This window comes from Pseudomonas sp. PDM27, assembly GCF_019219205.1.
Lineage (GTDB): Bacteria > Pseudomonadota > Gammaproteobacteria > Pseudomonadales > Pseudomonadaceae > Aquipseudomonas > Aquipseudomonas laurylsulfatiphila.
The window spans coordinates 128,685-153,827 of record NZ_JAHUWF010000010.1 but is presented as its reverse complement, the minus strand read 5'-3'; the positions used below and the strand labels follow the sequence as shown (position 1 = coordinate 153,827).

Sequence of the window (25,143 nt, the reverse complement as noted above, 5' to 3'; positions counted from 1 at the left end):
CGGGCACTCTGGTGAAAACCACGCCAGGGGAAGTCTTTGCGATGACCCCTGGCGCGGTAGAATGGCCAGTTTCCACGCGTCGCAGCACCGATTTCCCAAGCACTCAAGGTCGAGTGGCGACCGCCCAACAGCTTATGGATGCCCCTGATGACTATTGCCCCGGCAGAATTACCTGACACTTTGAATGGCCTCAAGCAATTGCTCGAAGCCATCGAACGGCGCGAGGTGGATATCGCCTTGGGCAGCAGCTCCAGACGCGTATTGATGGCACTGATAGAGTCGCCGCAACGCACCGCTGTCTCTTCGATCAGTGAGCTGGCGGAGCAACTGGACGTCAACGCCTCGACGCTGTCCAGGCTGGCACAACGCCTGGGCTATGGCGGCTTCAGCAAATTGCAGGACGTCTTTCGCCGGGAGATCACCGAAGGCAAGCATTTCTACAGTGACCAGGCCTCGCAACTGGTGGTCAATGCCGGTGACAAGGACATCCTCAATCAGTTGACTCGCCTGGGTCGCCAGGAAAGCGCAAACATCGCCAGCATGATCGAGCAGGTCGATCCCGAGGTGTTTGTCCAGACCGTCGAATTGCTTGCCAGTGCCCACCGGGTACGGATCCACGGTATGCGCCAATTCAATTCGCTCGCGCTTTTCATGTCCTACGGCCTGGGCATGTTGCGCCCGGATGTGGCGGCGCTCGATTCCAGTCGCCAGGGTGTGGCGGATGCCCTTGCGCAACTGGATGTGGGCGATGTGCTGGTGGTGTCCAGCTGCTTCCCCTACACCCCCAGCGTGCTCGCCACTGCCGAAGTGGCTGCCCGCCACGGGATCAGGGTCATTGCGCTGACCGACTCATCCAGCTCGCCGCTGGCCAAGGTTGCATTGCACAGCTTCTATGTGCCGAACCACAGCCTGTTTTTCAGCAACAGCATGTGCGCCTTCATGTTGCTGGCGCAGGCGTTGTTGAGTGCCGTTGCCAGCAAGCTGGGCGAGGCGTCCGTTTCAGCGTTGAAACATCGTGAAAGCCTGATCGACGAACTCAACGCTTCGCTGTAAGGCCGGGTCTGGAGGTCCGAGTACGATATGCACCGCTACAGCCGATTCAAATACTCCACGGCGGTGCAGGAACAAACCTTGATTCGATCCATTGTTTGAAGGCAACCACCACGGCCGTGGGGAATTTGGCCGATGGCCTGACCAGATAGACCCCACCGGCAGTGTCCAATTGCCAATCCGCAAGGACACGCAACAACCTTCCGGCCGCGATATCACGACTCATCAACCAGTCACCGGCCCCTAGTATTCCCGCATCAGCACGGGCGGCCGCCAGCAAGGATTCACTGTCATTGGCTGTCAGGTTGCCTTTCGGTGTAATCGTCTGAAGTTCGTTGCCGCGATGGAGTCGCCACTGCGGAAAAGACGCAAGGCCACTGAAGCGCAGGCAATTGTGCTTGATCAGATCCTGTGGCGTTTGGGGCATTCCGTGCTTTCGGATGTAAGCCGGCGAAGCGCACAGAATCCGGCGATGGTCGCTCAGCTTTTTGGCGATCAACCGGCTGTCTTCCAACTCGCCGATCCGTATGGCTGCGTCAAAACCCTCATCAATGATGTCCACCAGACGCTCACTGTAATCTGCGAGGATCGAGACATGAGGATAAAGCTCGAGAAACTCCGGCAGCATCGGACCTAGCCAACGCCGTCCCATCGCTGCCGGTAATGCAAGGCGCAAAGTACCTCGAACTTCGCTGGCGCCCTTCGCCGCTTGCTGCTGCGCTTCATTCATCAGCTCGATGGCAGAGCGCAGACGCTGCTCCAGTTGGGCACCGGCTTCAGTGATTCGCACCTGCCGGGTCGAACGCTCCACGAGCCGAACGCCGAGGCGCTTTTCCATGGCGGCGAGTCGTTTCGAGACGACAGTCGGGTGTCGCTGTAATAGCCGACCCGCCCCGACAAACGAGCCTTGGGAGGCAACGGCCAGGAACGCAGCGATCTCGTCACTGGACTGACTGGTCAGAACATCAATATTCATGGTTTTAGAATGATCGCTCCCGATGAACGCCCCGACTCCAGGTCGGCATGTGCCCGTGCTGCGTCAGCCAGCGAGTAGCTTGCCCAGATCCGGGGCTTGATGATACCCGCACCTATGGCGGCCAACACATCCTGTGCGCGCTCCTGGTACTCAGAGGCGCTCGCCGTATGGGCGGCCAACGAAGGACGTGTCAGGAACAACGAGCCTTTGGCGTTGAGCGTGGACAGTTCCACGGCTGAAGGCGCCCCGGAGGAAGCGCCAAACGACACCATCAGACCCCGTGGTCGCAGACAGTCCAGAGAAGCCTGGAAGGAAGCGCGCCCTATGGGGTCATAGACAACGTCGACCTTTCTGCCCTCGGTGAAACGAGCGACCTGCGATGCCAGGTTGTCAGCGTCAAACACCAGGACTTCATCGCAGCCCAACGCTTGAGCTTTTTCGACACTGGCCGGCTTTGAAACGACGCCGATTACCGTCGCACCCAAGTGCTTGGCCCACGGCACCATAATTTCCCCCAGCCCACCCGCTACACCGTAGAGAAGAATGGTTGTGCCCTGCCCCACGGGATAGGTGGCCTTCAACAGGTACTGCGCAGTGATGCCCTTGAACATGACGGCTGCTGCATCAGCAAACGACAATGCATCCGGAATCCTGACCAGCCGCTCAGCCGGAAAAAGCCGGGCCGAAGCATAGGAGCCAACAGGGCCGGTGGCATAAGCGACGCGATCTCCAACCTGCACGTTGCTGACACCGGCACCCACAACGGCGACACGCCCAGCGCCCTCCAATCCCAGTCCGGATGGCAACGCAACGGGCACCGCGCCCTTGCGTTGAGTCACGTCGAGGAAGTTGACCCCAATGGCTGCCTGCTCAAGCCAGACTTCGCCGGGTCCTGGCGATTGTTCGCTCAGTGTCTCCAGGTTCAGTACTTCAGGATTGCCAGACTGGTTGAATCGAATCGCAGAGACCATGGTCATTTCCCCTTCAATCGGAAGCTGCCTTCACACAAGTGCCGCCAGTGTGAGTACTGATCTCCTGACGAACAAGGTAGGCTGATTGCAGATCATTAATGCACAGCTTGCAGCAATAACCTCACAGATACCACGCGTAACTGCGTGGTCATCAGACCGCTCTACCTTTTGCACCCGCCCCTTCAGTGAATCGCCTCTGCTATCTGCAATGCTCAAATCGCCCTTTCTTGCAGACTGCACGCCCCAGTGGAAGAACACGGATCGCAAGTCCTTGTTTACCGGCGTATTGGCTGGCCGATGCCCTTGGCACAGGAAATGCGATAGCTATCGGCACGCCTCAATGCCACACCCCGTTGAGGCTCAATTCCACGCTAGCTGAGGCAGCCAACATGAACGCGATTGACCTTCTCAAAGCCGATCATCAAACCGTGAAAGCCATTCTTGCTCAATTGAGCGAGTCGACTGATAAAGCGATCAAGAAACGCACTGACCTCCTTGATAAGCTGGAGATGGAGATTTCCATCCATACAAAACTGGAAGAAGAAATCCTCTACCCAGCCTTCAAGGCGGCAGGGACCAAGGAGCAGGACGTCTTGTACTTCGAAGCGAAGGAAGAACATCGCACCGTCGACTCGCTGGTATTACCGGATCTGAAGCAGACTGATCCGGGCACACCGGAATTTGCCGGGCGAGTGAAGGTCGTCAAAGAGCTGCTGGAGCACCACATTGATGAGGAGGAAACCGAAATGTTTCCTCAGGCGAAAAAACTATTGGGAAAATCCAGGCTCGACGACCTCGGCGAGCAAATGGAAGCGATGAAAGCCAGTTGCAAAAAGGAATGGGCCGCAACCCATATGGCGGCCTGACGCCTGCCCGGACACAAAGCCCGGTACAGCCGTAATGCTGTTCAGTTAAGCGAGAATGATCCACTGTAGGAGCGAGCTTGCTCGCGATGGTCGTTAACGATGCCGCGTGTTTACTGACTAAACGCGGCGCTCTTGAGTCCATCGCGAGCAAGCTCGCTCCTACAGAATCCTTAACTGAACAGTATTACGGTACAGCCGGGCTTTGCCTGTTTATCCAACGGCAGGGTTGGGAGATCCTCAATGAACAATCGCCGCTCACCTCCCCCTCACGGTACTTGCACGACAGCCACTGGAACGCGTTGCCTGTCACTGACCAGGCAAGCAACCAGCGCCGCCACGCCAATGGCAAACAGATAAAGGGCTTGCCGTCCCAAATGCTCCATCAATGCACCTGCCACCAATGGCCCGATGGTCGCGCCGATACCGAACGTCACCAATAACACTCCAGCTACCGATACACGCAGTTGGGGCTCCAGATTGTCATTGGCATGAACAACGCCCAATGGGTACAGGCAGAACTGCAGGAAACCTATGACGGCGCCCGCCAGCATGACCCAGCCCTGTCCCGGTGCCTGCAAAAAGGCCAAGGGCAGGTAAGCGATGCACAGCAAAACGGCAGTGAGGCGAATCAGGCCTACGCGGGAAAAACGGTCCGACAGCTTGCCCAGCGGCAATTGCGCAAACAGTCCGGCCGCAATGCTCAGGGCCATGAACTGGCCAACCTGCGCGGGGGTGAATCCCGATTGCGCTGCGAAGATCGGGGTCAATCCATAGAAGCAGCCATTGAGCAATCCCGACGCCAGGACAGTGCCCAACGACTGCGGCAGACGACGGACATATCGCATGAAGCTGACCCTGTCCTGGCTGATCGGACTGGGCTGCATGCCCCGGTGCATGGCCATCGGCACCAGCCCTATGGCAAAGGCGATGGCCACGCCGGACAACACCAAAGTGTCGAGCCCATTGCCCAGGCCCAGCAGCAGTTGTCCCAGCATCATCCCCACGTAGCTGGCCACCATGTACAGCGACATGGCACCGCCACGACGATCCCCCGGCGCACAGTCGTTGAGCCAGCTTTCGATGACCATCAGTTGGCACATCATCGCTACACCGACCACGAACCTCAGTGCCAACCATAGCGTCAGCGAATCGCTCAATTGGTGGCTCAGTACCGCCGTGACAATCACCCCCGCACTGACCACGAAGGCCCGCACATGCGAGATCCGGCCAATCAGCCAATACCCGATCCGCCCCCCGAGCACCATTCCCAGCGCATTGGCCGCCATGAGTGCACCGCCCCAGAACTCTGCGACACCGGCGGCGTCCAGGCGCAAGGCCAGATACGTCATCAGCAGGCTGGACCCCAACTGCATCAGCAGAGCTGCAGCGTAAATCGTTGCAAAAACCTTGGTGAGCGCAAACATGTTCAGTTTTCCGGATCAGACGAGGCCGTGACGTTGCTTCCAGTCACCGGGATGCACGACATAGCCAAACAGTGCGTGTCCGCCATAGACGAGCTCGGTGCCTTCGGGTATCCAGAGCAATTGCCCTGGCGTTACCCGGTACAGTTCACCGTTCGCTCTCAGTTCGAAACAGCCTTCAATAACGAAAATGACCTCGTCATAAAGCAGCGTCCAGGCGACCTCGGCGCCCTCCCACCGCGCAAAGCCAATCCCCAGATGAGGCGACACGTCATTGCTCAGGGCTCGGGCAACGCTGGCGCCCCCCGGGGGGCCACCGCGATGCACAAAGTCCAGGTCCCGGTGGTCGACCAGCATCACCGGCTTTCTGTCAGCAGGCGCCTGGGTCATAGTTCGCGCCTGCTGTTCCACGCCGCCCAGCGGATACGTGAGCGCACGCCCAGCCCCAGGAAGGGTTCCGGCGGATTGCGCGAAGGCATGCCCGTCACGGACTGGATGTCATCCAGACGCTGAGAGTCGGCGCCCACTACTTTATCCGCCAGCAATGTCCCGGAGATGGTGCCCCACGCAGCCCCTACTCCGTTGTCACAAGCCGTCGCGAAAACGCCGTCGTCGAGCTTGCCGAAGAAGTTGGTGAAATTGCGCGAGATCGCGTAGACCCCGCCCCAGGTGTGTGTGAAGGGAACATGGGCAAGCTGCGGATAACGGGCGTGAAAAGCCGCGCAATGATCCTCGCGGACTTTCAGGCGGATCGAATCATTGATGCTGCGCCCGTAGCGTGGCACGTGCTTGTAGGTATTGCGGATGATGAGACGACGATCCTGGGTCATCCTCACCGTGGTGCCGGCGTGGTCGGCAGGCGTCAGCCCCCAGTCGGCCTGAACGCCAACAGAGGCCATCTCGGCGTCGGTGAGCGGACGCGTCCAACTGGCAAATGTCATCACCGGCAACAGCCGATTGCGCAAGTAACCAAACTCCTGGGTGAAGATGCTGGTACCCAGCAGCACCTTCGGCGTGCGGATCAAACCCTCTTTACCGTTCAGGATCCAGTTCCCGCCGGCGTCCTTCTCCAGGCGCTGGATGGGCGACTCCTCGAGGACTTCTACGTTCTGCGGCAGTGACGCGCCCAAGCCGCGCACCAGTGCCGCCGGCTGCATGAGGTAGCAACCGGGGGTGAAGATGGCGCGGCTGTAGTAGTCGGTCCCCAGTACACAGGCCAGTTCCTGGCGTTCAACCTGGCGATAAGGCTCGCCCAGGTCGGCCAGCAGTTTCTCGAAATGGTCGAGGTAGGCCAGACCACGCTCACCCACCGCCCCTTGGTACTTGCCGGCATGGGACCACTGACAATCGATGGCGTGGCGACCGACCAGGGTTTGCAGTTGATCGATGGCCGCGCGGTTAAGCCCCAGCAGGCGTTGCTTGTGCTGTGGGTCAGGATGCTCCAGGGCAAACTTGTGCGGCAGATCGATGACGAACCCGGAGTTACGCCCCGATGCCCCATAACCGACTCGCTGGGCATCGACCAGGAGAATGCGCGACTGTGGCATGTGCTCGGCCAACCGGCGTGCGGCGGCGAGACCGGCGAAGCCGGCGCCGATCACCACATAGTCGGCCTTTTGTTCACCGGTCAGGCGCTTGGCCGGACGCGGTTCGGGCAGTGCGGCGTACCAGCCACAACTGTGGTCATCATGAGGCAGGTTAACGATACTGTTCATGGGTCAATTCTCAAGCCACATGCTGTGGGGTGTCCTGGCAGTTCTGCAGCCAGGCATTGCGTTTTTGTTGGGCTTGCCGCCCGAGCAGGACGAAGCCGCGCAAGGCGCCATCGTTGTCACGGAAGGCTGCGCTCAGTCCGTCCCCCGTCGCGTCGCAGTGCCATTGCCCCGCACAATCGACGGGTGGCGGGAGCAAACACAAAGGGGCCGCCGGCGTCTTCACCGTCACCGGCGCGAGTGGATAGGTCACTGTCGTCGGCTGTCCGGACAAGGTCCTGGCCAGGGCGCGTATGCCCTCATTGATCGGCGCGAGGTAGGGCAGCAGTTGCCCATCCACTTCGATGCAATCGCCCAAGGCATAGATGCCGCTTTGCGAAGTCTGCAGGTGCGCATCGACCTTGATGCCTCGCCCGCACTCAAGGCCCGCGGCTTGCGCCAGCTCCACGTTAGGCCGCAGCCCCACTGCCGACACCACCAGGTCCGCATCGAAGTGCTGACCATCGGCCAGTTCCAGTCGATAGCCGTTCGCGCCCTGTTCGATACGTTGCAAGGTCGTGCGCAAATGCCATTGCACGCCCAGACCGGACAACGCCTGTTGCAGTTCTAGGCCCGCCGCTTCCGGCAACAGGCGCTCCATCGGCCATTTGCCCAGACCGATGACCCGAACCTGATAGCCGCTGCTCGCCAGGTCGTTGGCGAACTCACAGCCAATCAAACCGTCCCCCAGCACCGCAACGCTGCGCACACCGTCGAGGCGCTCACGGAACGCCCGGTAATCCTGCAGGTTGTTGACGCTCAGCAACGCATCGGCACAGCCCTCGATGGGCAGGCGCAGCGGCGAAGCCCCGCTGGCCAATACCAGCTGGCCGTACTGCATCTCGCCCAGATTGGTATGAAGTCGTCGCGCCACAACGTCGATTCGTTCGACCCGGCAGTGGCTATGAATCCGGATGCCCAATCGCTGTTCCAGCGCCATCGGACTTTCCGTCGCCAGGGCCTCGGCGCTGCGACCTTGGGCCAGCGCGATGGACAGCGCCGGCTTGGAATAGAGATGCCCACAGTCCTGGGTCAGTACCCGGACATCGAGTTGCGGGTTGGCTTTGCGCAGTGCCTGAGCCAGGCCATAGCCGGCATGTCCGCTGCCGATGATGACCACTGGCTGGGCCGGTGAAACCTCAGCCATGGCCTGCTTCACAACAACCGGGGCAACGGCCGCGACCTTGACTGGCTCGCTGATTTCGATCATCTCGAAATCGGACTTGCCCACCTTGCACTCGGGGCACAGCCAGTCTTGTGGCACATCTTCCCAGCGGGTCCCGGCAGCGATGCCGTCGTCGGGCCAACCCAGGGCTTCGTCATAAATCAGGCCACAGATAATGCAGAGCCACTTTTTCATGCTGATGCCTCCTCACTCGCCCGAGATGCGCACGGCCAGGTTCTTGGTCCTGACGTAGCTGTAGAGCGCTTCCTGGCCTTTCTCCCGACCGAAACCGGAGAGGCCTACGCCGCCAAACGGCGTTTCGATGCCGCCGGCGTACCACTCGTTGATGAACACCTGACCCGCACACAGTCGTCGCGCACAACGCAGGGCGCGATTGAGGTCTTGAGTGAACACACCGGCGACCAGGCCAAATTCGGTGCCATTGGCAATGCGAATGGCCTCCTCTTCGGTATCGAAGGCAATGACCGCCAGGACCGGGCCGAAGACTTCGGTCTGGGCAATATCCATGTGCGCGGTGACGTCGCGGAACACCGTCGGCGCCATGAAATGCCCCCGCAGCCCGCTGATCGCCTCACCGCCGGTGGCGACCACGGCCCCCTCCTCCTCGGCACGCCGGCAGATGGCCTCGATGCCCTGAAGCTGACTGGCGCAAATCACCGGCGTCAGGTCCGGGTTGTCCTGGCCAAGGCCGATGCTCAGACTCTCGGCCATCGCCACCACATCAGCGATCACCTCGTCATACAGCGAACGATGCACCAGCAGGCGCGACATCGCCGAGCACACCTGACCGGCATTGAAGAAGATGCCGTTGCGCACGCTGGCCAGCAGTTGTTCGCGATCGGCATCGGGGAACACCAGCGCAGCAGACTTGCCACCCAGTTCCATGACGCTGGGAGTCGCGTGCTCGGCGGCGGCCCGCAGGATGCTCTGCCCCGTGGCGACGGAGCCGGTGAAGACAATCTGGTCGACCTCACGATGCCCTGCCATGTAGGCCCCCACTTCCCGGCCGCGGCCACAGATCAGATTGACCGCCCCCCGTGGCAAGCCCGCACGTTCGATGGCCTGCAACAGCACACACAGCCCCAGCGGCGAAATCTCCGGCGACTTGATCACCACCGCGTTACCGGCCGCCAGGGCCGGCGCCAGCGAACGGGCGCAGATGGACACCGGAAAATTCCACGGCACGATCTGCAGCGACACGCCCATCGGGTCGTAGACCGTGAAGTCCATGTAGCCGTTGCCCAGGGGAATGGATGTGCCTTCGATCTTGTCGGCCATGCCGGCGTAATACTCGAAGTAACGCGCGGCCTCGACGAATTCGTCACGGGCATCGCGCAGGCTCTTTCCATTTTCCTGACACAGGACCCACGCGCCCTCTTCAGTCACCGCGCGAATTTGCGCGGCGATTTCCAGCAGCCAGGTCACCCGTTGCGCAGGGCGCGCGCGGGTCAGCTCACCACTGTCGGCACAGCGTCGCGCCGCTTGCAGCGCGCGCTCTGCGTCGGCCACTCCAGCCTGGGCGATAGTGGCGACAGGTTCCGCCGTGCCGGGGTTGTTGACGGTAATGTGCTGCTCACTGTCGGTCCAGGTGCCGTCGATGAAGTTCAGCCAGTGCGGTTGGATCGAATGCATGCTCATCTCCTCACACGCTCTCGGCGCAGTCGAGCAGCTGACGCGCCGCCCACTGGTGGAAGAAATGCGTCGGCAAATCCATTTCCGGAGAGAACGCACCACCGCCATAGCCGGGAGAGTGACGGCCCTTCTGCATGCCTTCGACGGAAGCGATGTCCTCGGCAAACACCACGCGCCAGGACTGCATGACAGCGTCACGCGCCGCTTCGAAACGGTCATCGAGGGCCTCGTCGCCGACGTAGAAAAGACGCAGGTGTTCGACGGTTTTTCCGGGGGCAATCGGCTCCAGCATCATGGCAAAAGCATGGTCGGCCTGAATGCCCAGCAAGACGTTGGGGAAGAACGCTACGTATTCTGCGGTGCGCAGGCGATCCCGCGGCCACGACGGGAACATGGGCAAGTGAGTGCCGGCGACGTCGGACAGGTTATAGGCATGGCTGCCCTGGCCGGCGAACTGATCGAAGATGATGTTGTAGTGGTCTTCCAGGCGCGAATAGCTGTTCAGGCTCGGGTGCACCCATGGCAAGTGGTAAGCCTCGCAGTAGTTTTCCACCGCCAGTTTCCAGTTGCAGTTGACCTCGATGCTGACCGCACCACTGTTGGGCTCGCGGCGCATCAGGTCCATGCCGTCGGTGCCGAGGAATTGGGTCCAGCGCTCGGTGAGCGGCGCGAGCTGCTCTTGCAGGTCCGGCGCGTCAGCCGACAGGTTGATGAACACCATGTCCATCCAGATCGCGCTGCGCAAGGCTTTCAGGCCATGCTTCTCGCAGGCGAAGCGCTCGTCCTTGTGCTGATTGATGCCGCCGACATGGGGCGTACCTTTGAGGCCACCGTTGAGGTCGTAGGTCCAGGAGTGGTAGGGGCAGCGAATCACGCCCTGCACTTCACCCGCCTGCTGCACCAGCTTCACGCCACGGTGACTGCACACGTTGTGGAACACCTGGACCAGGCCTTCGCGGTTACGCATCAGTAACAGGGGCAGTCCCATGAAGTCCACCGGCTTGACGTAGCTGTTGCCCGGCAGGTCGCTGGCGAAACCGACGCACGCCCAGTTGCGACCGAGCACGTGATCGCGCTCCAGGTCGAAATAACGTTGCTCGGTATAAAACTCATTGGTCAGGCCATGGGCCTCGTGGATCGGAGCCAGGACAGTCTCAAGGGCGTGTGTCGGGATGAGGCGGGTCGCGGTCGTGGAAGTCATTATTGTTTTCTCTTGCTGGCACGAAAGGAAATGCACGGCAGGTCTGGCCTGCTGCATGACGGCGAGTTTCGGCAAGAAGAGGAAGCCTCGACAAACGATTTTTACTGCGCTTATTAGTGACTATTAATCATCAATAGACGCACCATGCTTTGCTGATACGGTTCAGTAAAAGATGGGGTTTTGAGTGTTTTTGCGCGCCTCGGCATTAATGACCAGAAGTCATATATTGATGAGGATAAATGAGTTGTCGGCGGCCCCTGTCTCCACCATTTTGTTGCCACATCCCGAGCCTGCCTCGAGATCACCCTGAGGAGTCGATGACCGGCCGCTGGCACCCGCCAATGACCGCCCTTCCCCTCACCCGGCGAAACCCTCAACCCTTGAACAATAATAAAAGGGGAAAAAAATGCGTGCAGAATCGGGCCTTCTCAAAGGTCTCAACCCGAATGTAACCCTGGCTTCGATCACAACCGTGGTCCTGTTTGTGCTGTTCTGTGCGTTCATGAACGAGCAGGCGGCCAAAGCGTTTGAAACCGCGTCGACCTTCATCCTGACCAACTTCAAGTGGTACTACCTGGCACTGCTGAGCGCTGTGCTGTGCCTGCTGCTGTACATTTCCGTCAGCCGGTTCGGCACCCTGAAACTGGGCGCCCACGACGACCAGCCAGAATTCAGTTTTGGTTCCTGGATCGCCATGCTGTTCAGTGCGGGCATGGGCATCGGCCTGATTTTCTGGTCGGTCGCCGAACCCATGCTGCACTACGCCGACAACCCGTTCTCCAAGGGGTTGACGGATGAGGCCGCGAGCATGGCCATGCGTATCACCCTGTTCCACTGGGGCCTGCATCCATGGGCGATCTTCACCTTGATCGGCCTGAGCCTGGCGTACTTCGCCTATCGCAAGGGTCTGCCCCTGGCGCTTCGGTCCCTGCTCTACCCACTGATTGGCGACCGGATCTACGGCTGGATCGGGCATGTCGTGGATATCATGGGCGTGGCGATTACCGCCTTCGGCGTGTCCCAATCCCTCGGCCTGGGCGTTGCACAAATCAACACCGGCCTGCACCAGGTGTTTGGCGTGCCGGTCAGTATCGGCCTGCAGCTTTCGATCATCCTGGTGGTCACGATCATCGCCTCCATCTCACTCCTGGCAGGCCTGTCCAAGGGAATGAAACGGATTTCGACACTCAACATGTACATGTCGATCCTGTTGATGCTGATTGTCCTGGTGATCGGGCCGACCCGTTACATCCTTAACCTGATGTTCGAATCCACCGGGGACTATGTCCAGAACCTGGTCGGTTTGAGCCTGTGGATGGACACGCAGAAAGACACCCAATGGCAAAACTGGTGGACCGCCTTCTATTGGCCATGGTGGATGACCTGGGGGCCATTCGTGGGGTTGTTCATCGCGCGGATTTCCAAGGGGCGGACCATTCGCGAACTCATCGTCGGTGCTTTGGTGGTGCCTACCCTGGTCACCATCCTGTGGATGTCCGTCTTCGGTGGCGCCGCGTTGAAGAGCGAGCAAACCGAACGCCAGCAATTCCAGAAAGCAGCCGCAGCCACTGAACAGGTTCAGGAACAGGCCACCTTCGAAGGCGGTACGATTCTGCTGGCGACCAAGAAAGAACCCACGGCGGCCATGTTTACCCTGCTCGGAAAACTGGACGGCCCCGTGATCGGTGGCGCGCTCTCCATCTTCGTTTGCCTGCTGCTCGCCGTGCACTTCGTGACCACGGCCGATGCAGGAACTCAGGTCCTCTGTACGCTGAACGCGATGGGAAGCACCAATCCACCTAACTGGATCAGGTTGCTCTGGTGTGTGCTGGAAGGTGGTGTCGCGGCGGGACTGCTCCTGGCGGGAGGGCTCAAGGCCATTCAGATGGCGAGTATCGCCGCAGGCCTGCCCATTGCAATCCTGATGATGGTCATGAGCTACACACTGATTCGCAGCCTGCGGGCGGAAGCCTTCGGCGACCTGCCTCACTTGCCTCCCGCTCGCCTGCCCATTCCGGAGCACACCCGGGAAGCGTTCTCGCAACGTGGCGGCCCCTTGCCGGACGGTTCCGGGGAATCCTTGCTGACCGCCAGAAAAGCCAGCTGAAACCAGTCGCTGTGACCTGTGGAGACAGGCCACAGCGACTATTGAATGAAAAACGCCGTCAGCCAACCGCTGACGGCGTTTTTCTTTTCTGGACCTTGCCTTATCCCTGGACGGAAGGGAGTCCCATCAGCCAGTCGCGAAACAGCTTCACGCTGTGTCGTGGGCCACGGGTACTGAGTGGTTCCAGCAAACAAAACTGGGCGTTTGTCTGCAGCACCAGATCGTTTGGCCGAACCAGCGCGCCCGTGCTCAGTGGTTCGTCGACCAGATTGTTCCAGGCCAGAGCCACACCCTGCCCGCTGATGGCCGACTGGATCAGCATGCTGTAGCTATTGATGTTGATCCGGTGTTTCGGGGCAACGGGAGCACGCTCCAGGCGCTTGAACCATTCCAGCCAGCCGATCCAGTCCCGCTGGGAATCCTCAAGCCATAGCCAGGTGCAGGAAGCCAGCCCTTCAATCGAAGACAGCTGGGGATGCTTGGCCAGGTACGACGGACTGCACACCATGAAAATCTCTTCCGAGAACAACGGCGTAACGTCCAAGCCTTTCGGTGAGGCACTGCAGTAATACATCGCCAGATCGCAATCGAGCTTGGCGTAGTCCTTCACATGATCGATCGCAATGATCCGTAGATCGATCTCTTCATGCTGGCGTTGAAACTCGGCAACCTTGGGTAAAAGCCAGAGCGATGCCATGGCCGTGCTGGTGGCAACGGTCACCTGCTGATCCCCGCGCCATTGCCGGATTTCCCCCGTGGACCGGGCCAGACTCTGAAGACAGTCGCGAACCGTCTCGTGGTATTGAGCACCGGTCGGCGTGAGGTTGATGGTACGGGTTGTCCTCTCGAACAATGTCTTGCCGAGATAATCCTCCAGCAACCGAACCTGACGACTGATCGCGCCCTGCGTGACATTCAGCTCTTTGGCAGCGAACGTAAAACTCAAGTGGCGGGCTGCAGCCTCAAAGGCAATCAAGCTGTTGAGGGGCGGAAGAGGCTGAATTTTCAAGGCGTTTACACCCACATATTCTTGTTTTTACCGAGTCGCGCCATTCTAGTGATTCGCACGCGGTCAGGCGCAGGTTTTATGCGTGGACCGCTATATTTACGCCGTGTTTTTTCGCTTCGTAGAGGTCGGGGGGGATTTGTACCTTCGATTGAGCAAAAACGACCCAAGGGGTGCACGCCATGCACAGCTTGTTTTATGCAACAGCCCAGTTGACCAGAGTTCGCGTACGCCCTGTTGATTGGCTGGAGCCCCCTCGTGCTGCACAGGCATCCCCCCTCGAACGCCAGGCAGGCATTTGCGGAGGGCTTCTGCTTTTCGCGATGGGCGTTTCGTTCTTGCTGTGGTTACTCGGCAGCTAGACCCGCCCCCGCAAAGCACAGCAAGCAATGGTTGCCCCATGACTGCCACGCTTTGCGGCGTGCCAGCTTAGTGCCCGTTTTTGATCATGTCCGCGGCCTTTTCGCCGATCATGATGCACACCGAGTTAGGGTTCCCCGAGATCAGCGTTGGCATGACCGATGCGTCGGCAACGCGCAACCCTTCCATACCATGCACCCGGAGATCCGGGCCCACTACCGAAAGCTCATCCACTCCCATGCGGCAAGTGCCGGATGGGTGCAGCGCGGCGTGCGCTTGTTCGTGACAGAATTTTTTCATCTCTTCCCGGGACCGGACCGCCACGTCCGGTACATGCCGCCTGGCAATGAATGGTTTGAAGGCGGCCTGGGACATGATTTGCTCACCCACCAGGCAACCATCCACCAGGCTTTCAATATCGTAAGGGTCGGAGAAATAGTTAGGCACGATCCGCGGAGGTGACATCGGGTCGGCTGAATAGAGCTCGACATAGCCTCTGGACCGTGGACGTATCTGCCCCAGGTTCAGCGTGCATCCATTGCCACCGGGAACAGAGTCAACGCCCTCCTCGATGCCTGCACCCACGACCATGAAGTACTGGATATCGGGATGGGTTGCCGCCTTGTCACCCCACCAGAAGGCCCCGCCTTCGATCAGGTTTGACGCCGCCGGACCTTGTCTGAACAACGCGTATTGCAAACCGGCCATCATTTTCCAAAGCGGCTTCTTGTACTTGTCGTAGCTATGCGGGCCCGTCAGTTCATACACCAGAGACACTTCAATATGGTCCTGAAGGTTCTGGCCGACACCGGGCAAGTCTTTGATCACTTTGATGCCATGTTTATCCAACTGTGCGGCCGGACCAATACCGGACAACATCAACAGTCGCGGCGAGTTGATGGCGCCGGACGATAAAATGATTTCCTTGTCGGCGTGCATTACATGGCGCACGCCCTTTTCTATGTATTCAACACCAATGGCTTTGCTGCCTTGCGTCAAGATACGGATGACGCGACACCCCGTCTTCACCGTCAGGTTCTTGCGCGATTTGGCGGGTGCCAGGTACGCCACTGCGGCACTGCTGCGAAAGCCGTTTTTGGCGGTGATTTGATACAGCCCGCACCCCTCAGGCTTGCCCGAATTGAAATCTTCGTTGTACGGCAATCCGTGCTGCTGGCAAGCGCGAAGCCATACTTTGGTCAATGGATGGACATTGATCGGATCAGAAACGCCCAGCGGCCCACCAACGCCGTGGGCTTCATTGCAGAAGCGCTCGTTGTCTTCGGCCTTTTTGAAGTATGGGAGTACATCATTGTAGGACCAGCCGGTGGCGCCCTGCTCCGCCCAACCATCGTAGTCGGCCGGGACACCGCGGATGTAGATCATCGCATTGACCGAACTTCCGCCTCCCAGCACGCTGGCCTGGACCATCGTCGGCGTCTCGGTCCGGCGTTGATCTTCGGTAGGCTCCCATGCATAGCGTTTGAGCAGCGGGCCTTGCGCAGTCTTGTAGTAGGCGCCGGGAATATGGATATAGGGGTTGCGATCGCGCGGCCCCTCTTCGAAAAGGACGACGGATGCTGTTGCGTCTTCGCTCAGCCTCGAAGCCACGGTGCAACCTGTCGATCCGCCTCCGATTACGATAAAATCCACCATTACGACCTCAGATCTTTTTAGTATTGAGAACAAGGCTGCCGGGAGCGGTGGCAGCCAATAGAGACTGGCAAGCGTTGACTTGCCCCTGCTCAATCACGAGCAGGCCGAAATCAAACTTGAAAAATTTTTTTGGATCTTGTTGAAGAAAGCTGTTTATCGACCCACAAGCCGGGTCAATAGTGACTTCAACTCTTTGGCGACTTCGTAGCTGTTCTGTTGTTGCTGCTTCTTGCAAAACAACTCACAACTCCACCAGCCCTGGTACCCGGTTGCCTTCACTGCGGCAGTCCACTCGGCAAGGTTCAAGACCCCGCTTCCCGTTGGCACATCCCTGAGGATTGCTTCGTTCGCAATGCCACCTTCGAACGGCAGCGAGTCACAAACATGCACGCCGTAGATCACGTCTTTGTTCATCCTGGCAATGTCTTGCGGTTTCACGCCTGAGGTAAAGCAATGCCAGTAGTCGATGACCATCTTGACGTTATCGCGCTCGGTGCGATCAATCAGCTGAAGTTGATGGTCCAGGCTGTTCAAGGGGGTCCAGGACAGCGCTTCAAGATAAAGAAGCACGTCATACTGCTTTGCCAGGTCAGCCAGCAAGGTGAGGTTCTTGGCGGTCAAGTCATACTGAGTCGCTTCATCAAAACCCAGCAAGCCGGAGTAATACGTGCTCTTGCCATGATGCTGAAAATCGATCACGGCCTGAACATTGATTGGCCCGGTGAGCACCTGCACACCTTTTGCACCTGCCAGGTTGGCCAATTGAAAAAGTCGCTCAGCCTCTTTCAGCAAGTCTTCGCGTTCGGCTCCCTGGCGCTCGATATCCCTCAGGTAACCAATGCCTGTGACAGGCACGTCCTTGAGCAGGTTTTTCAGTTCCGCTTCGGTGTAACCGGCCTGCAGCCAGGCTTCCAGTTTTGCGCTGTTGATCTCCAGCGCATCGAAACCCACGGTCTTTGCGATGTCGATGTCCATCGCCAGGGTCGAGTGCTTTGCAACTGTGGAATGCAGGGCCAGGATATTGTTTTGGGTTTGCATATGACGCTCCTACCGTTGTCATTCATTGTAGAGCGATCGGATTCAGGTAGAGATTTCGCAGCTACGCAAAATGCGGCGCAAACTGACGCAGTCAATGCGTCAGGTTCCGATTGTCGACCACTCAAGCGTTTGAAAGCCGGTTGGCCTAGGCCTGATGACCAGATCAAGCAACACTGGAAACAGCACGCTCAATGCCTCGCTTTCATTTGTGTTCATGACTTGTCCTGGCTCGAAGCGTTCCGGTCGGTGGTTGCATTGGCCAACGCCCGAACCTTGACCGCGGATGCCAATAGCGCCCGGCGGTCGAGTACACCCTCATGGACGGCCGCAACAATCGCGTCGGCGATGGCATCAAGGCCGGATTCACTCGACACCAGCAATAGATGCGCGCCTGCCGACAGTGACGCAACGGCTGTGTCGGTAATGGAATGTCCCCGGAGGATGGACACCGCATCGAGGTCATCGGAAATGATCAAGCCTTCGAAACCAAGGGTGTCGCGCAAAATGCCGATGACTGTTGACGAGGTGGAGGCCGAATGTTCCGGGTCGAGCGCCGCAAACACCGCGGGGCCCGGCATCACCGCTTTGACACCGGTGGCAATGACTTCCTTGAAGACCTCAAGGTTGTCATGCAGCAACTCCAGTGGCCCGGGAACCGTGGCTTGGGCAATCGCCGGGTCCTCTTCAGTGACGTAATGGCCAGGAAAATGTTTGGCCGTCGCAATCACGCCGGCCCGTTGAACCCCGCGGATAAAGGCACAGGAAACCCGGCTGACCTCGACCGGGTCGGCGCCCAGGTGTCGATTGAGTAGCCATGGATTGGCGCCGGTCACCACGTCGACAATCGGTGCCAGAAACAGGTTAACCCCCAGGCTTCGTGCCGCCTGGGCCATCTCGAAGCATCGCTGTTCGATATCCTGCGAACTCAGCGCCTTGAGCTGCGCTCTCGACGCAATGGCAGGAACCAATTGATGAAGGCGTTCGATGCCGCCGAGTTCCTGGTCCACCGCAATCAGTACCGGCGCCCCAGCCAATGATGCCGCTTGCCGCGCGATGTTGACGAAGTCTGCCTGGGTTTCCGCACTCTTTCGCACCTCGCTCATGGCTCTGCCCACGTACTCCTCCCGTGTCTCCCCCAGCAAAAGGGAAACGCCACCTCGGCTCAGATAACGACGGACGTTGTCGTCCAGGTGCAAATCCCCGAACGCGGGTAGCAGTACCGAATATGCAGCTCTATAGAGTTCACCAGACATCGATTTTCCTCAGTTCCGTAGTGTTGAGCGGAGCGCTTGTTTTTAAAAAGCGTGCAGGTGTCAGTTGTGTGGAAAAGGCACCCAGGCGCGCCGTCGGCTGGACTCGACGCACGCCTGGGACAGGCCGACGCCGCGCACGCCTTGATGGATGTCGGGTAGCGGGATGCTGGTCGCGGTGCGCCAACCTGCGCCGGCATCGAGTGCCTCGGCGAAGTCGGCGTAGAGAACGGCAAGTGCTTCCAGGTAACCCTCGGTATTGCCGGCGGGCAAACTGCTGAAGTTCAGCGTCTGGGCGGCATTGTCGCTCTGGCCTCGGCGGTAGATTCGCTCTGCGCCGTCAATTGGCGCAAACCGAAGTGTTTCCGGAGTCTCCTGGCACCATTCGATCGACGCCTTGCTGCCGATGATCTTGAAGCGCAGACCATTACGGTGGCCGGGGGCCGCGAAACTGGCCCACAGCAAACCGTCCACGCCGCCTTCATACTCCAACTGCACCACACAGGTATCGTCCAGTCCCCAGCCGGGTACGACCGTGGTCAACTTGGCATTCAGGCTTGTGCAGCGACGCCCGCACAGAAACTCAAGCATGTTGAAGGCATGTGTGCCGATATCCCCCACGACACCGGTCGGGCCGGCCTTCTCTGGATCACCGCGCCAGGCAAGACTTTTGCTCAACGTCGAGACACCCGGCGCCAACCACTCCAGCAGGTACTCGACATACATGAAGCGAATGTCGCCAAGCTCCCCGGCCTGTATACGGCTGCAGGCATCCCTGACCATGGGATAGCCTTGATAGGTATAGGTCAGCGCGAAAAACGTATCGTGCTGATCGGCAATACTCGCCAACTCAATGGCTTGCTGGGGGCTGTTGACCAACGGTTTGTCGCAAATCACCGGGATACCCGCCCGCAAAAACAACCGGCAAGGTTCAAAGTGCAGGTGGTTGGGCGTGACGATGACGACCGCCTCTATGGGATCGGGTCGACGTGACTCGGCAACGGCCATGTCCTCGAATGACAAGTAAGTCCGCTCCGGCTGGAGGCCAAGTGCCTCGCCCGCCTCTCGGCATTTGTCGGCATCCGAGGAGAAGGCACCGGCAACGATCTCGAAGCGATTGCAAAGACGCATGGCCGCCCGGTGATAGCTGGCGAAGTAAGCGCCCTGCCCGCCGCCAACCATGCCCACCTTGAATCGCCTTTGCCCTGGAATGTCGCCGGTTAACCTTGCCATCGCTTAAAGACTCCAATAATTGACACTGACTTTGCGAATGCGCGGAGTGAAGTATCGATTGCGAACTTTCTTTGCACCATTTCGCACACTATCGATACATGACGCGGACTGAAGCACTCGCCATTGCACAGGCAAGCCGGGGCTTTGTTTGTCATCTGGAGTGCCCTTTCAAAGCCGACGGCCAATATCTGTTACCCAGGGCCGGGTGAAGTGTTACTTATCGGCCTTGCGCGTACCCAATGGTGGTTCTGACACATCATCCTGGGCCCCCGGAGGTGTGGCTTTTCCCGCCGGTCAGTACAGGGACACGCCGCTAAGCGCTTACAATCTGACGCATTGACTGATATTAACGGGTTGAACTTAAATACCCTGAGCGGGCATGGAACATGCTTGATTAAATCGCTGATAATTCAAGTATTTAAGCTAGCACGAAGTTATACGACCGATTATTTCGATAACTGATTTATAACCTATATAACCTTCTGCTCTTAACCCCTGGCCTACATCGAGATAAAAAATGCCCAGCCGAGGAGATTCGCCCCCCATGTCGTTAAGTTCTGCCACCTCGCACCCTGAGCGACAACAGGTTCGCAGCGACTTGCAAGCCAACGTGCAAAAGAACCTGAGTACGCTGGTCGAGTCTTGCCGCTCGGTTGCAGACATGTGCCGCAAAGTTGATGTCAATCGCCAGCAGTTCAACAAGTACCTGGTGGGCCAGCACGTACCCTCACAGAAAATCCTGCAGAAGATCGGCCGGTATTTCATGATGGAGGCCGAAGACCTTTTCCGGCCGCCCGCCGAGTTCAAGAAATTTTATGAGGGTTACGAAAACGAACTACCGACAGACTTGCGGGCCTCGGCGCAATTCAATCATTTCCTGCCCCTGGCGAAGCAGTCGGCGGATCTGCTTGAAGACTATCTGGGCGTTTATTACCGGTACCACAACTCGTCCATCTATAAAGGCCGCATCCTGCGTTCGGTCACCTGCCTGTACCGGACCGACTCAATGGTCCAGTACGTCACCGTAGAACGCTTCCCCTTGCTCGATGGCAGCGGAAAGATCGGCTACTCGTTCACTTATCACGGTTTCTGCCTGCTGCTGGGTGATCGCCTGTTCATGGTCGATTTCGAGGGCAAGCAACGTAACGAAATGACGTTTTCGATTCTCACGCCGCAGCATCGCCGGCCGATCCGCTTTCTCTACGGATTGGTCACCGGGGTGGCGTCGTCTTCTTTCCGCCAGCCCTTCTCTACCCGAATGGCCTTGGGGCTGGTGGACAAAGGCAAGATCCGTAAACACCACCTGCGCAATGCAACCGCTGTGCTTCCCAGCGATCAGTCATTACCGCTGGAAGTGCGCGAATACATGACGGGCGATAACGCCACTATCGTCTGGGGCGGTCAGGATTAAGACGGTTGAAAGGCGGTCCCGTCGATGTGCCCGTCGATGATCGGCGGGGCGTCGACAGCGGCGCAGGATGGCGTGACTACACTCATGAAGGTTTAATCAGGTTTCACGCGAACTGCGCGCAGTAATAATTTCCACCAACGAAGGCCCCTTGCTGTTCAGTGCCTTGATGAAGGCTGGATTGAGTTGCGAAGCATGCTCGACTCTCCACGCTTCAAGACCAAAGTTTCTGGCGATGCCCGCGAAGTCAGGCGAGTAAGGCTTGCCGTCCGGCAAATTGAATTCCCCGGCCCGATGCTGCCCCGCAAGCGAAACCTGCACATCGCTCAACGACTCAGGCCCGCTGTTGTTGAACACCAGGAACACCACGGGAAGACTGTGCATCACGCACACCGCCATCTCCTGCATCGACTGCAAAAAATCCCCGTCACTTACGGCACACACCACTTGACGTGCCGGCATGGCGAGCTTCGCGCCAATGGCTGCCGGAACTGCCCAACCCACCGCACCGACGCCAGCGGTGCAAAAATGACCTCGGTGCTGATAATCCGGAAACATCTCGCCGACTATTTCCTGGAGACTCTGCGTCCCGACCATCAGAATCGCATCCTCTTCCAGGCCCGATCTCAACTCCGCCATAGGTCGGTGAACCATCAGAGGCGGGATGTCGCTGGCGCTGTTCGCTCGCAAGGTCGCAGGTGACAAACTGGCGTCAACCGAGGCGCTCTGAACAGCCGCCGGAATGTCCAGGCTTACAGGGCCGATGCGACCACTGAACATCGTGTCGAAGGACTGACGCAGGGTCTGTGGCAATTGTTCAATCGCCGAAACCCGCACATGCTCTTTTGTGATGCCAGTGGCGGCGAATTCAGGCCGGTCATCGCCGCGATCGGGGTTCCCCCCACTGATCACCAGCATGGCCGAGCGATCCACCAAAGCAACCGCGATCCCGCCCAAGGCTTTCGAAAGACCCAACGGAGCCGGCAGGAGAACAGCCATCGGACGACCGCAGGCACGAAAGTAGCCGTCGGCAAGATGGACTGCACTTTGCTCCTGTATGACATGAATGAACGGGATGTCGGAGCCAGTGTTCAGCAATGCTTCCACCAAGGCCCACGAACCATCACCCGGCATGCCGGCAACATAGTCGACACCGTTCGCTTTCAGCGCTTTCGCAACAATCTGACCACCCGTGAGCTTCACAGAAAAACTCCCATCGAATAGACGCTGGCGCAAGGGCGGATGCACCTTGCGTCGTCTCAAGACCTTCATCGGAGTATTCCCCTGGAACAAACACCGCTCAATTTCGCACCCCCCGCAAAAGAGACGCACATTGACGCAGGTGAATGCCGCCCATCCCCCGCTTTGGCGGGACTATCGTTATCAGTAGCCTGCTGCGCCGATTAGGTCACTTTGATGCGTCAGAGTGCGTCGCTTTTAAAGGGGCTGCGAAATTGAGTGCCCTGCTCGCCAGGCCAATACTCGATCCATGAAAACAACAAGCCGAGCCTATCAAGCGCTGGGCGTGCCACGTGAAGGCTTCACCTTGATATCCAGGGAAAGTGGCGCGCTACCAGCCAAGGAAGAGTCGATCGGACCAGTGGAGGCCAACTGCGCAATGCCCTGTTTACCAGGCAGCACCGCGCCACAACCTCCCCAGCTGCATGGAAACAATGCTGGCCATAACTCTGCCGATTTACATGACCGCATGCATAGGGACGTGTCCGGCTAAACCCGCCGCGCCCACGCCAATGCAGGTCGCCAATTGTTAGCAAACAACCACCCTAGGCAGGAACTCAAAATGAAAAAAGAAAGAGAGACGGGTTATGGATCAACTGGCATCAAGCTGGATTCGATCAGCCTGAACCGGCGCACCTTTATGCTGGGGGCTGCTGCATCTGCCGCGGGGTTGTACATCAGTTCGTTCGTACCCAGTGCATTTGCCGCGTCCTCCGGCCATTTGGAGATTCTTGGGTGGGAAGGTGAAACCGGTGATGCGGAGCTGGCCGAATGGCGCAAACAACGTGGCATTACCGTACGTTCCAGCTATGCCAGCAACCAGGACGACATCACCGCGCGGCTGGCCGGCTCCGACCCCGTCCAGCTCGACCTGACCATGTACGCACTGGGCTACGAGACCATCTATCAGGAAATGGGCCTGCTCAAGGCGATCGATACCTCGAAAATCCCCAACTACTCCGCCGAAAATACCGTCCCGCTTTTCTATAAAGGCAGCCGCTGGTACTGGGATGGCAAACAATGGGGCATCCCGCTGTTGTGGGGCATGAACACCATCGTCTACAACCCTAAGAACGTGAAGAAACCCACCGAGTACAAAGACCTGCTCGACCCGAAATTGAAGGGCCGGCTGACCTTTGTCGATGACGGCACTTCCAACTGGTCACTCATCGCGATCATTGCCGGTTACGGGGACAAGTTCCCTAACCTGACCCGCGCCGAATTCGACGACGCCTTCGAAAAACTCAAACCGTATCGTGATCAATGCCGAGTCTTTGCTGCCTCCTCGGGCGATGCGGTTTCGCTGTTGGTCTCGGGCGAAGTCGACGCGGTATTTTCGGCGTCGGCCAACACCCCAAGCGAGACCAAGAAGCGCGGCGTAGTCACAGAACTATCAGTGCCCAAGGAAGGTGCTGCCCTCTGGTGTGACGCCCTGTTCATACCCAAGACCGCCAAGGACGTACCGCTCGCGCTGGAGTTCATCAACAAGACGCTCGAGGCCGATACCCAGGCGAAAATGGCAACCACGATGTTCTCTGGCGTGGTCAACAGCAAGGCTGTGCCGCTACTCCCCGAAGAGCTGAGAAACACCTTCGACTACGCGAACCTGGACAGCTTTTTCGAGAAGTCGAAGCTCTACGGCCAGCCGCCCCTGAGCTCCGACAAGTACGTGACCTATGCTGAATGGATCGATCAGTGGGCGAACTTCAAAGGCTCGTTCTAACCACCTCGGCTATCCGGTGAGGTGAAAGAACGGCTTGAGTGTGTACGAGAGAGCGGGTGCTTGCGGGCACTCACTCCTCTGCTCGTTATCGAAACAAAAAGCAAAGGCACAATAATCATGAACGTAGTCAACAACAGCGAGCCCATCCTCCTCGATGACAGGGATTCAAAGGCTGGCAAACACGTGAAAATCGACAAGAAAACCCTCAGCGGGTATTTGCTGGCGTCGCCTCCGCTGTTCTTCCTGGTGGTGTTCTTCCTCATTCCGTCGCTGCTGCTCCTGGTCGCGAGTTTCTGGACCTCCAAGACCTTCAGCATGGAACCTGCGGCAACCCTGGCCAACTACGCCAAGGCATTGAGTGCCACCGGGTTCTACGACTCGTTATGGATCGCCTTGCAGAATGGCTTCTGGACCGCGGTGCTGTCGACGGTCATCAGCGCCCCGGTCGCCTACTACATTGTTTACCGCACGCGCTCCAATGCCGTGCTGTACCTGGCCCTGGTCTCCTGGTTCTCCAGCTACCTGGTGCGGGTCTACGCCTGGCGCTCGATCCTGGGCACCAACGGTGTGATCAATTCCACGCTGATGCACATGGGGCTGATCGATCAGCCGCTGGAATGGCTGGTCTTCAGCAAGTTCGCAGTGGTGTTGACCCTGGTGCACATTATGCTGCCCTTCACCCTGCTGCTACTGGTGTCGGGTTTGCGCGATATCAAGAGGGACTATCTGGAAGCTGCTGCGGATCTGGGTGCCGGCGGCGCCACCATCCTGTGGCGGGTGATCGTGCCGATGGCCCACAAGAGCATCGTCAGCTCGTTCATGTTCACCTTCGTCCTTGCCGCCAGCGACTACGTCACGCCCCAGCTCTTGGGCGGCCGAGACGCCATGACCACAGGCCTGGTGATCGCCAATCAGTTTCGCTCGGTCGGTAACTGGCCACTGGGGGCTGCGATGGCGTACTTGCTGCTGCTGGTTTTCATGCTGGTCTATGCGCTGTTGCTGGGAGTGTTGCGGGCTGCAAACCTGGCACCCGGCAAGCGTTACCACGACTGATGACCGCCCATAAAAA

Annotated in this window: 20 protein-coding genes and 1 pseudogene; 6 read left to right on the top strand and 15 right to left on the bottom strand. The window is 58.7% G+C overall.

Annotated features, from left to right (window positions below; genetic code table 11):
• Positions 1-147: 147 nt before the first annotated feature.
• Positions 148-1,053: a MurR/RpiR family transcriptional regulator gene (locus KW838_RS20785; protein WP_102700418.1), complete on the top strand. Its 906-nt coding sequence runs from the start codon at positions 148-150 to the stop codon at positions 1,051-1,053.
• Between the two features lie 46 nt (positions 1,054-1,099).
• Here KW838_RS20785 and KW838_RS20780 read toward each other — a convergent pair whose 3' ends face one another.
• Positions 1,100-2,026: a LysR family transcriptional regulator gene (locus KW838_RS20780; RefSeq protein WP_102700419.1), complete on the bottom strand. Its 927-nt coding sequence runs from the start codon at positions 2,024-2,026 to the stop codon at positions 1,100-1,102.
• Complete coding sequence (locus KW838_RS20775; protein WP_218503485.1) at positions 2,023-2,997, bottom strand: quinone oxidoreductase; 975 nt, start codon at positions 2,995-2,997, stop codon at positions 2,023-2,025. The genes KW838_RS20780 and KW838_RS20775 overlap by 4 nt, the downstream gene beginning before the upstream one ends.
• A gap of 389 nt (positions 2,998-3,386) precedes the next feature.
• Between KW838_RS20775 and KW838_RS20770 the strand changes: the two genes are divergently transcribed.
• Complete coding sequence (locus KW838_RS20770) at positions 3,387-3,863, top strand: hemerythrin domain-containing protein (RefSeq protein ID WP_218503243.1); 477 nt, start codon at positions 3,387-3,389, stop codon at positions 3,861-3,863.
• A 266-nt stretch (positions 3,864-4,129) separates the two neighbouring features.
• Here KW838_RS20770 and KW838_RS20765 read toward each other — a convergent pair whose 3' ends face one another.
• The 7 genes and pseudogenes from KW838_RS20765 to KW838_RS20740 all read right to left on the bottom strand — a co-directional run bounded on the left by KW838_RS20765 (position 4,130) and on the right by KW838_RS20740 (position 11,054).
• Positions 4,130-5,287, bottom strand: a complete 1,158-nt coding sequence (locus KW838_RS20765; RefSeq protein ID WP_218473835.1) for an MFS transporter — start codon at positions 5,285-5,287, stop codon at positions 4,130-4,132.
• A 15-nt stretch (positions 5,288-5,302) separates the two neighbouring features.
• Entirely contained in the window at positions 5,303-5,674 is a 372-nt protein-coding gene (locus tag KW838_RS20760; RefSeq protein ID WP_218473837.1) for an ethanolamine utilization protein EutQ, read from the bottom strand.
• Positions 5,671-6,999 carry an FAD-binding oxidoreductase gene (locus KW838_RS20755; RefSeq protein ID WP_256358923.1) on the bottom strand — a complete coding sequence of 443 codons (1,329 nt, stop codon included), beginning with the start codon at positions 6,997-6,999 and terminating at the stop codon, positions 5,671-5,673. The genes KW838_RS20760 and KW838_RS20755 overlap by 4 nt, the downstream gene beginning before the upstream one ends.
• 10 nt (positions 7,000-7,009) lie before the next feature.
• The gene (locus KW838_RS20750; RefSeq protein ID WP_256358929.1) at positions 7,010-8,182 is read right to left on the bottom strand and encodes an FAD-dependent oxidoreductase; all 1,173 of its coding nucleotides are present in this window, start codon (positions 8,180-8,182) and stop codon (positions 7,010-7,012) included.
• A gap of 51 nt (positions 8,183-8,233) precedes the next feature.
• Positions 8,234-8,395 (bottom strand): annotated as a pseudogene (locus tag KW838_RS29605) (rubredoxin); the annotation flags it as partial.
• 12 nt (positions 8,396-8,407) lie between these two features.
• The gene (locus tag KW838_RS20745; protein ID WP_218503238.1) at positions 8,408-9,853 is read right to left on the bottom strand and encodes an aldehyde dehydrogenase family protein; all 1,446 of its coding nucleotides are present in this window, start codon (positions 9,851-9,853) and stop codon (positions 8,408-8,410) included.
• 10 nt (positions 9,854-9,863) lie between these two features.
• Entirely contained in the window at positions 9,864-11,054 is a 1,191-nt protein-coding gene (locus tag KW838_RS20740; RefSeq protein WP_218503236.1) for an aromatic ring-hydroxylating dioxygenase subunit alpha, read from the bottom strand.
• Between the two features lie 406 nt (positions 11,055-11,460).
• Between KW838_RS20740 and KW838_RS20735 the strand changes: the two genes are divergently transcribed.
• Entirely contained in the window at positions 11,461-13,161 is a 1,701-nt protein-coding gene (locus KW838_RS20735) for a BCCT family transporter (RefSeq protein ID WP_218503225.1), read from the top strand.
• 100 nt (positions 13,162-13,261) lie between these two features.
• Here the strand turns inward: KW838_RS20735 and KW838_RS20730 are convergent, their stop codons facing one another.
• From KW838_RS20730 to KW838_RS20710, 5 genes are all read right to left on the bottom strand, one after another.
• A complete protein-coding gene (locus tag KW838_RS20730; protein ID WP_218503215.1) occupies positions 13,262-14,170 on the bottom strand; it encodes a LysR substrate-binding domain-containing protein in 909 nt (302 codons plus the stop codon).
• A gap of 426 nt (positions 14,171-14,596) precedes the next feature.
• Positions 14,597-16,183, bottom strand: a complete 1,587-nt coding sequence (locus tag KW838_RS20725; RefSeq protein ID WP_007974772.1) for a GMC family oxidoreductase — start codon at positions 16,181-16,183, stop codon at positions 14,597-14,599.
• A 153-nt stretch (positions 16,184-16,336) separates the two neighbouring features.
• Positions 16,337-17,158, bottom strand: coding sequence for a sugar phosphate isomerase/epimerase (locus KW838_RS20720; protein WP_256358922.1), 822 nt, complete (start codon positions 17,156-17,158; stop codon positions 16,337-16,339).
• A gap of 275 nt (positions 17,159-17,433) precedes the next feature.
• Entirely contained in the window at positions 17,434-18,474 is a 1,041-nt protein-coding gene (locus KW838_RS20715; protein WP_218503204.1) for a glycoside hydrolase family 3 N-terminal domain-containing protein, read from the bottom strand.
• A gap of 60 nt (positions 18,475-18,534) precedes the next feature.
• The gene (locus KW838_RS20710; protein WP_218503201.1) at positions 18,535-19,704 is read right to left on the bottom strand and encodes a Gfo/Idh/MocA family protein; all 1,170 of its coding nucleotides are present in this window, start codon (positions 19,702-19,704) and stop codon (positions 18,535-18,537) included.
• 544 nt (positions 19,705-20,248) lie between these two features.
• Here KW838_RS20710 and KW838_RS20705 point away from each other — a divergent pair.
• Positions 20,249-21,115: an XRE family transcriptional regulator gene (locus KW838_RS20705; protein WP_218484848.1), complete on the top strand. Its 867-nt coding sequence runs from the start codon at positions 20,249-20,251 to the stop codon at positions 21,113-21,115.
• A 96-nt stretch (positions 21,116-21,211) separates the two neighbouring features.
• On the opposite strand, the gene KW838_RS20700 is transcribed toward KW838_RS20705, so the two are convergent.
• A complete protein-coding gene (locus KW838_RS20700; protein WP_256358921.1) occupies positions 21,212-22,384 on the bottom strand; it encodes a thiamine pyrophosphate-dependent enzyme in 1,173 nt (390 codons plus the stop codon).
• A gap of 529 nt (positions 22,385-22,913) precedes the next feature.
• Between KW838_RS20700 and KW838_RS20695 the strand changes: the two genes are divergently transcribed.
• Both KW838_RS20695 and KW838_RS20690 read left to right on the top strand, forming a co-directional pair.
• The gene (locus KW838_RS20695; protein ID WP_007974786.1) at positions 22,914-24,074 is read left to right on the top strand and encodes a PotD/PotF family extracellular solute-binding protein; all 1,161 of its coding nucleotides are present in this window, start codon (positions 22,914-22,916) and stop codon (positions 24,072-24,074) included.
• Positions 24,075-24,191: 117 nt separating this feature from the next.
• A complete protein-coding gene (locus KW838_RS20690) occupies positions 24,192-25,127 on the top strand; it encodes an ABC transporter permease (RefSeq protein WP_007974788.1) in 936 nt (311 codons plus the stop codon).
• The last annotated feature ends 16 nt before the right edge of the window (positions 25,128-25,143 follow it).

Excerpts from the sequence above, each read along its gene's own strand:
- KW838_RS20695 (WP_007974786.1), top strand. The coding sequence starts at position 22,914 with ATGAAAAAAGAAAGAGAGACGGGTTATGGATCAACTGGCATCAAGCTG.
- KW838_RS20775 (WP_218503485.1), bottom strand. The coding sequence starts at position 2,997 with ATGGTCTCTGCGATTCGATTCAACCAGTCTGGCAATCCTGAAGTACTG.
- KW838_RS20700 (WP_256358921.1), bottom strand. The coding sequence starts at position 22,384 with ATGAAGGTCTTGAGACGACGCAAGGTGCATCCGCCCTTGCGCCAGCGT.
- KW838_RS20785 (WP_102700418.1), top strand. The coding sequence starts at position 148 with ATGACTATTGCCCCGGCAGAATTACCTGACACTTTGAATGGCCTCAAG.
- KW838_RS20725 (WP_007974772.1), bottom strand. The coding sequence starts at position 16,183 with ATGGTGGATTTTATCGTAATCGGAGGCGGATCGACAGGTTGCACCGTG.
- KW838_RS20745 (WP_218503238.1), bottom strand. The coding sequence starts at position 9,853 with ATGCATTCGATCCAACCGCACTGGCTGAACTTCATCGACGGCACCTGG.
- KW838_RS20770 (WP_218503243.1), top strand. The coding sequence starts at position 3,387 with ATGAACGCGATTGACCTTCTCAAAGCCGATCATCAAACCGTGAAAGCC.
- KW838_RS20715 (WP_218503204.1), bottom strand. The coding sequence starts at position 18,474 with ATGTCTGGTGAACTCTATAGAGCTGCATATTCGGTACTGCTACCCGCG.
- KW838_RS20705 (WP_218484848.1), top strand. The coding sequence starts at position 20,249 with ATGTCGTTAAGTTCTGCCACCTCGCACCCTGAGCGACAACAGGTTCGC.
- KW838_RS20750 (WP_256358929.1), bottom strand. The coding sequence starts at position 8,182 with ATGGCTGAGGTTTCACCGGCCCAGCCAGTGGTCATCATCGGCAGCGGA.
- KW838_RS20740 (WP_218503236.1), bottom strand. The coding sequence starts at position 11,054 with ATGACTTCCACGACCGCGACCCGCCTCATCCCGACACACGCCCTTGAG.
- KW838_RS20720 (WP_256358922.1), bottom strand. The coding sequence starts at position 17,158 with ATGGACATCGACATCGCAAAGACCGTGGGTTTCGATGCGCTGGAGATC.
- KW838_RS20765 (WP_218473835.1), bottom strand. The coding sequence starts at position 5,287 with ATGTTTGCGCTCACCAAGGTTTTTGCAACGATTTACGCTGCAGCTCTG.
- KW838_RS20735 (WP_218503225.1), top strand. The coding sequence starts at position 11,461 with ATGCGTGCAGAATCGGGCCTTCTCAAAGGTCTCAACCCGAATGTAACC.
- KW838_RS20710 (WP_218503201.1), bottom strand. The coding sequence starts at position 19,704 with ATGGCAAGGTTAACCGGCGACATTCCAGGGCAAAGGCGATTCAAGGTG.
- KW838_RS20780 (WP_102700419.1), bottom strand. The coding sequence starts at position 2,026 with ATGAATATTGATGTTCTGACCAGTCAGTCCAGTGACGAGATCGCTGCG.
- KW838_RS20755 (WP_256358923.1), bottom strand. The coding sequence starts at position 6,999 with ATGAACAGTATCGTTAACCTGCCTCATGATGACCACAGTTGTGGCTGG.
- KW838_RS20690 (WP_007974788.1), top strand. The coding sequence starts at position 24,192 with ATGAACGTAGTCAACAACAGCGAGCCCATCCTCCTCGATGACAGGGAT.
- KW838_RS20760 (WP_218473837.1), bottom strand. The coding sequence starts at position 5,674 with ATGACCCAGGCGCCTGCTGACAGAAAGCCGGTGATGCTGGTCGACCAC.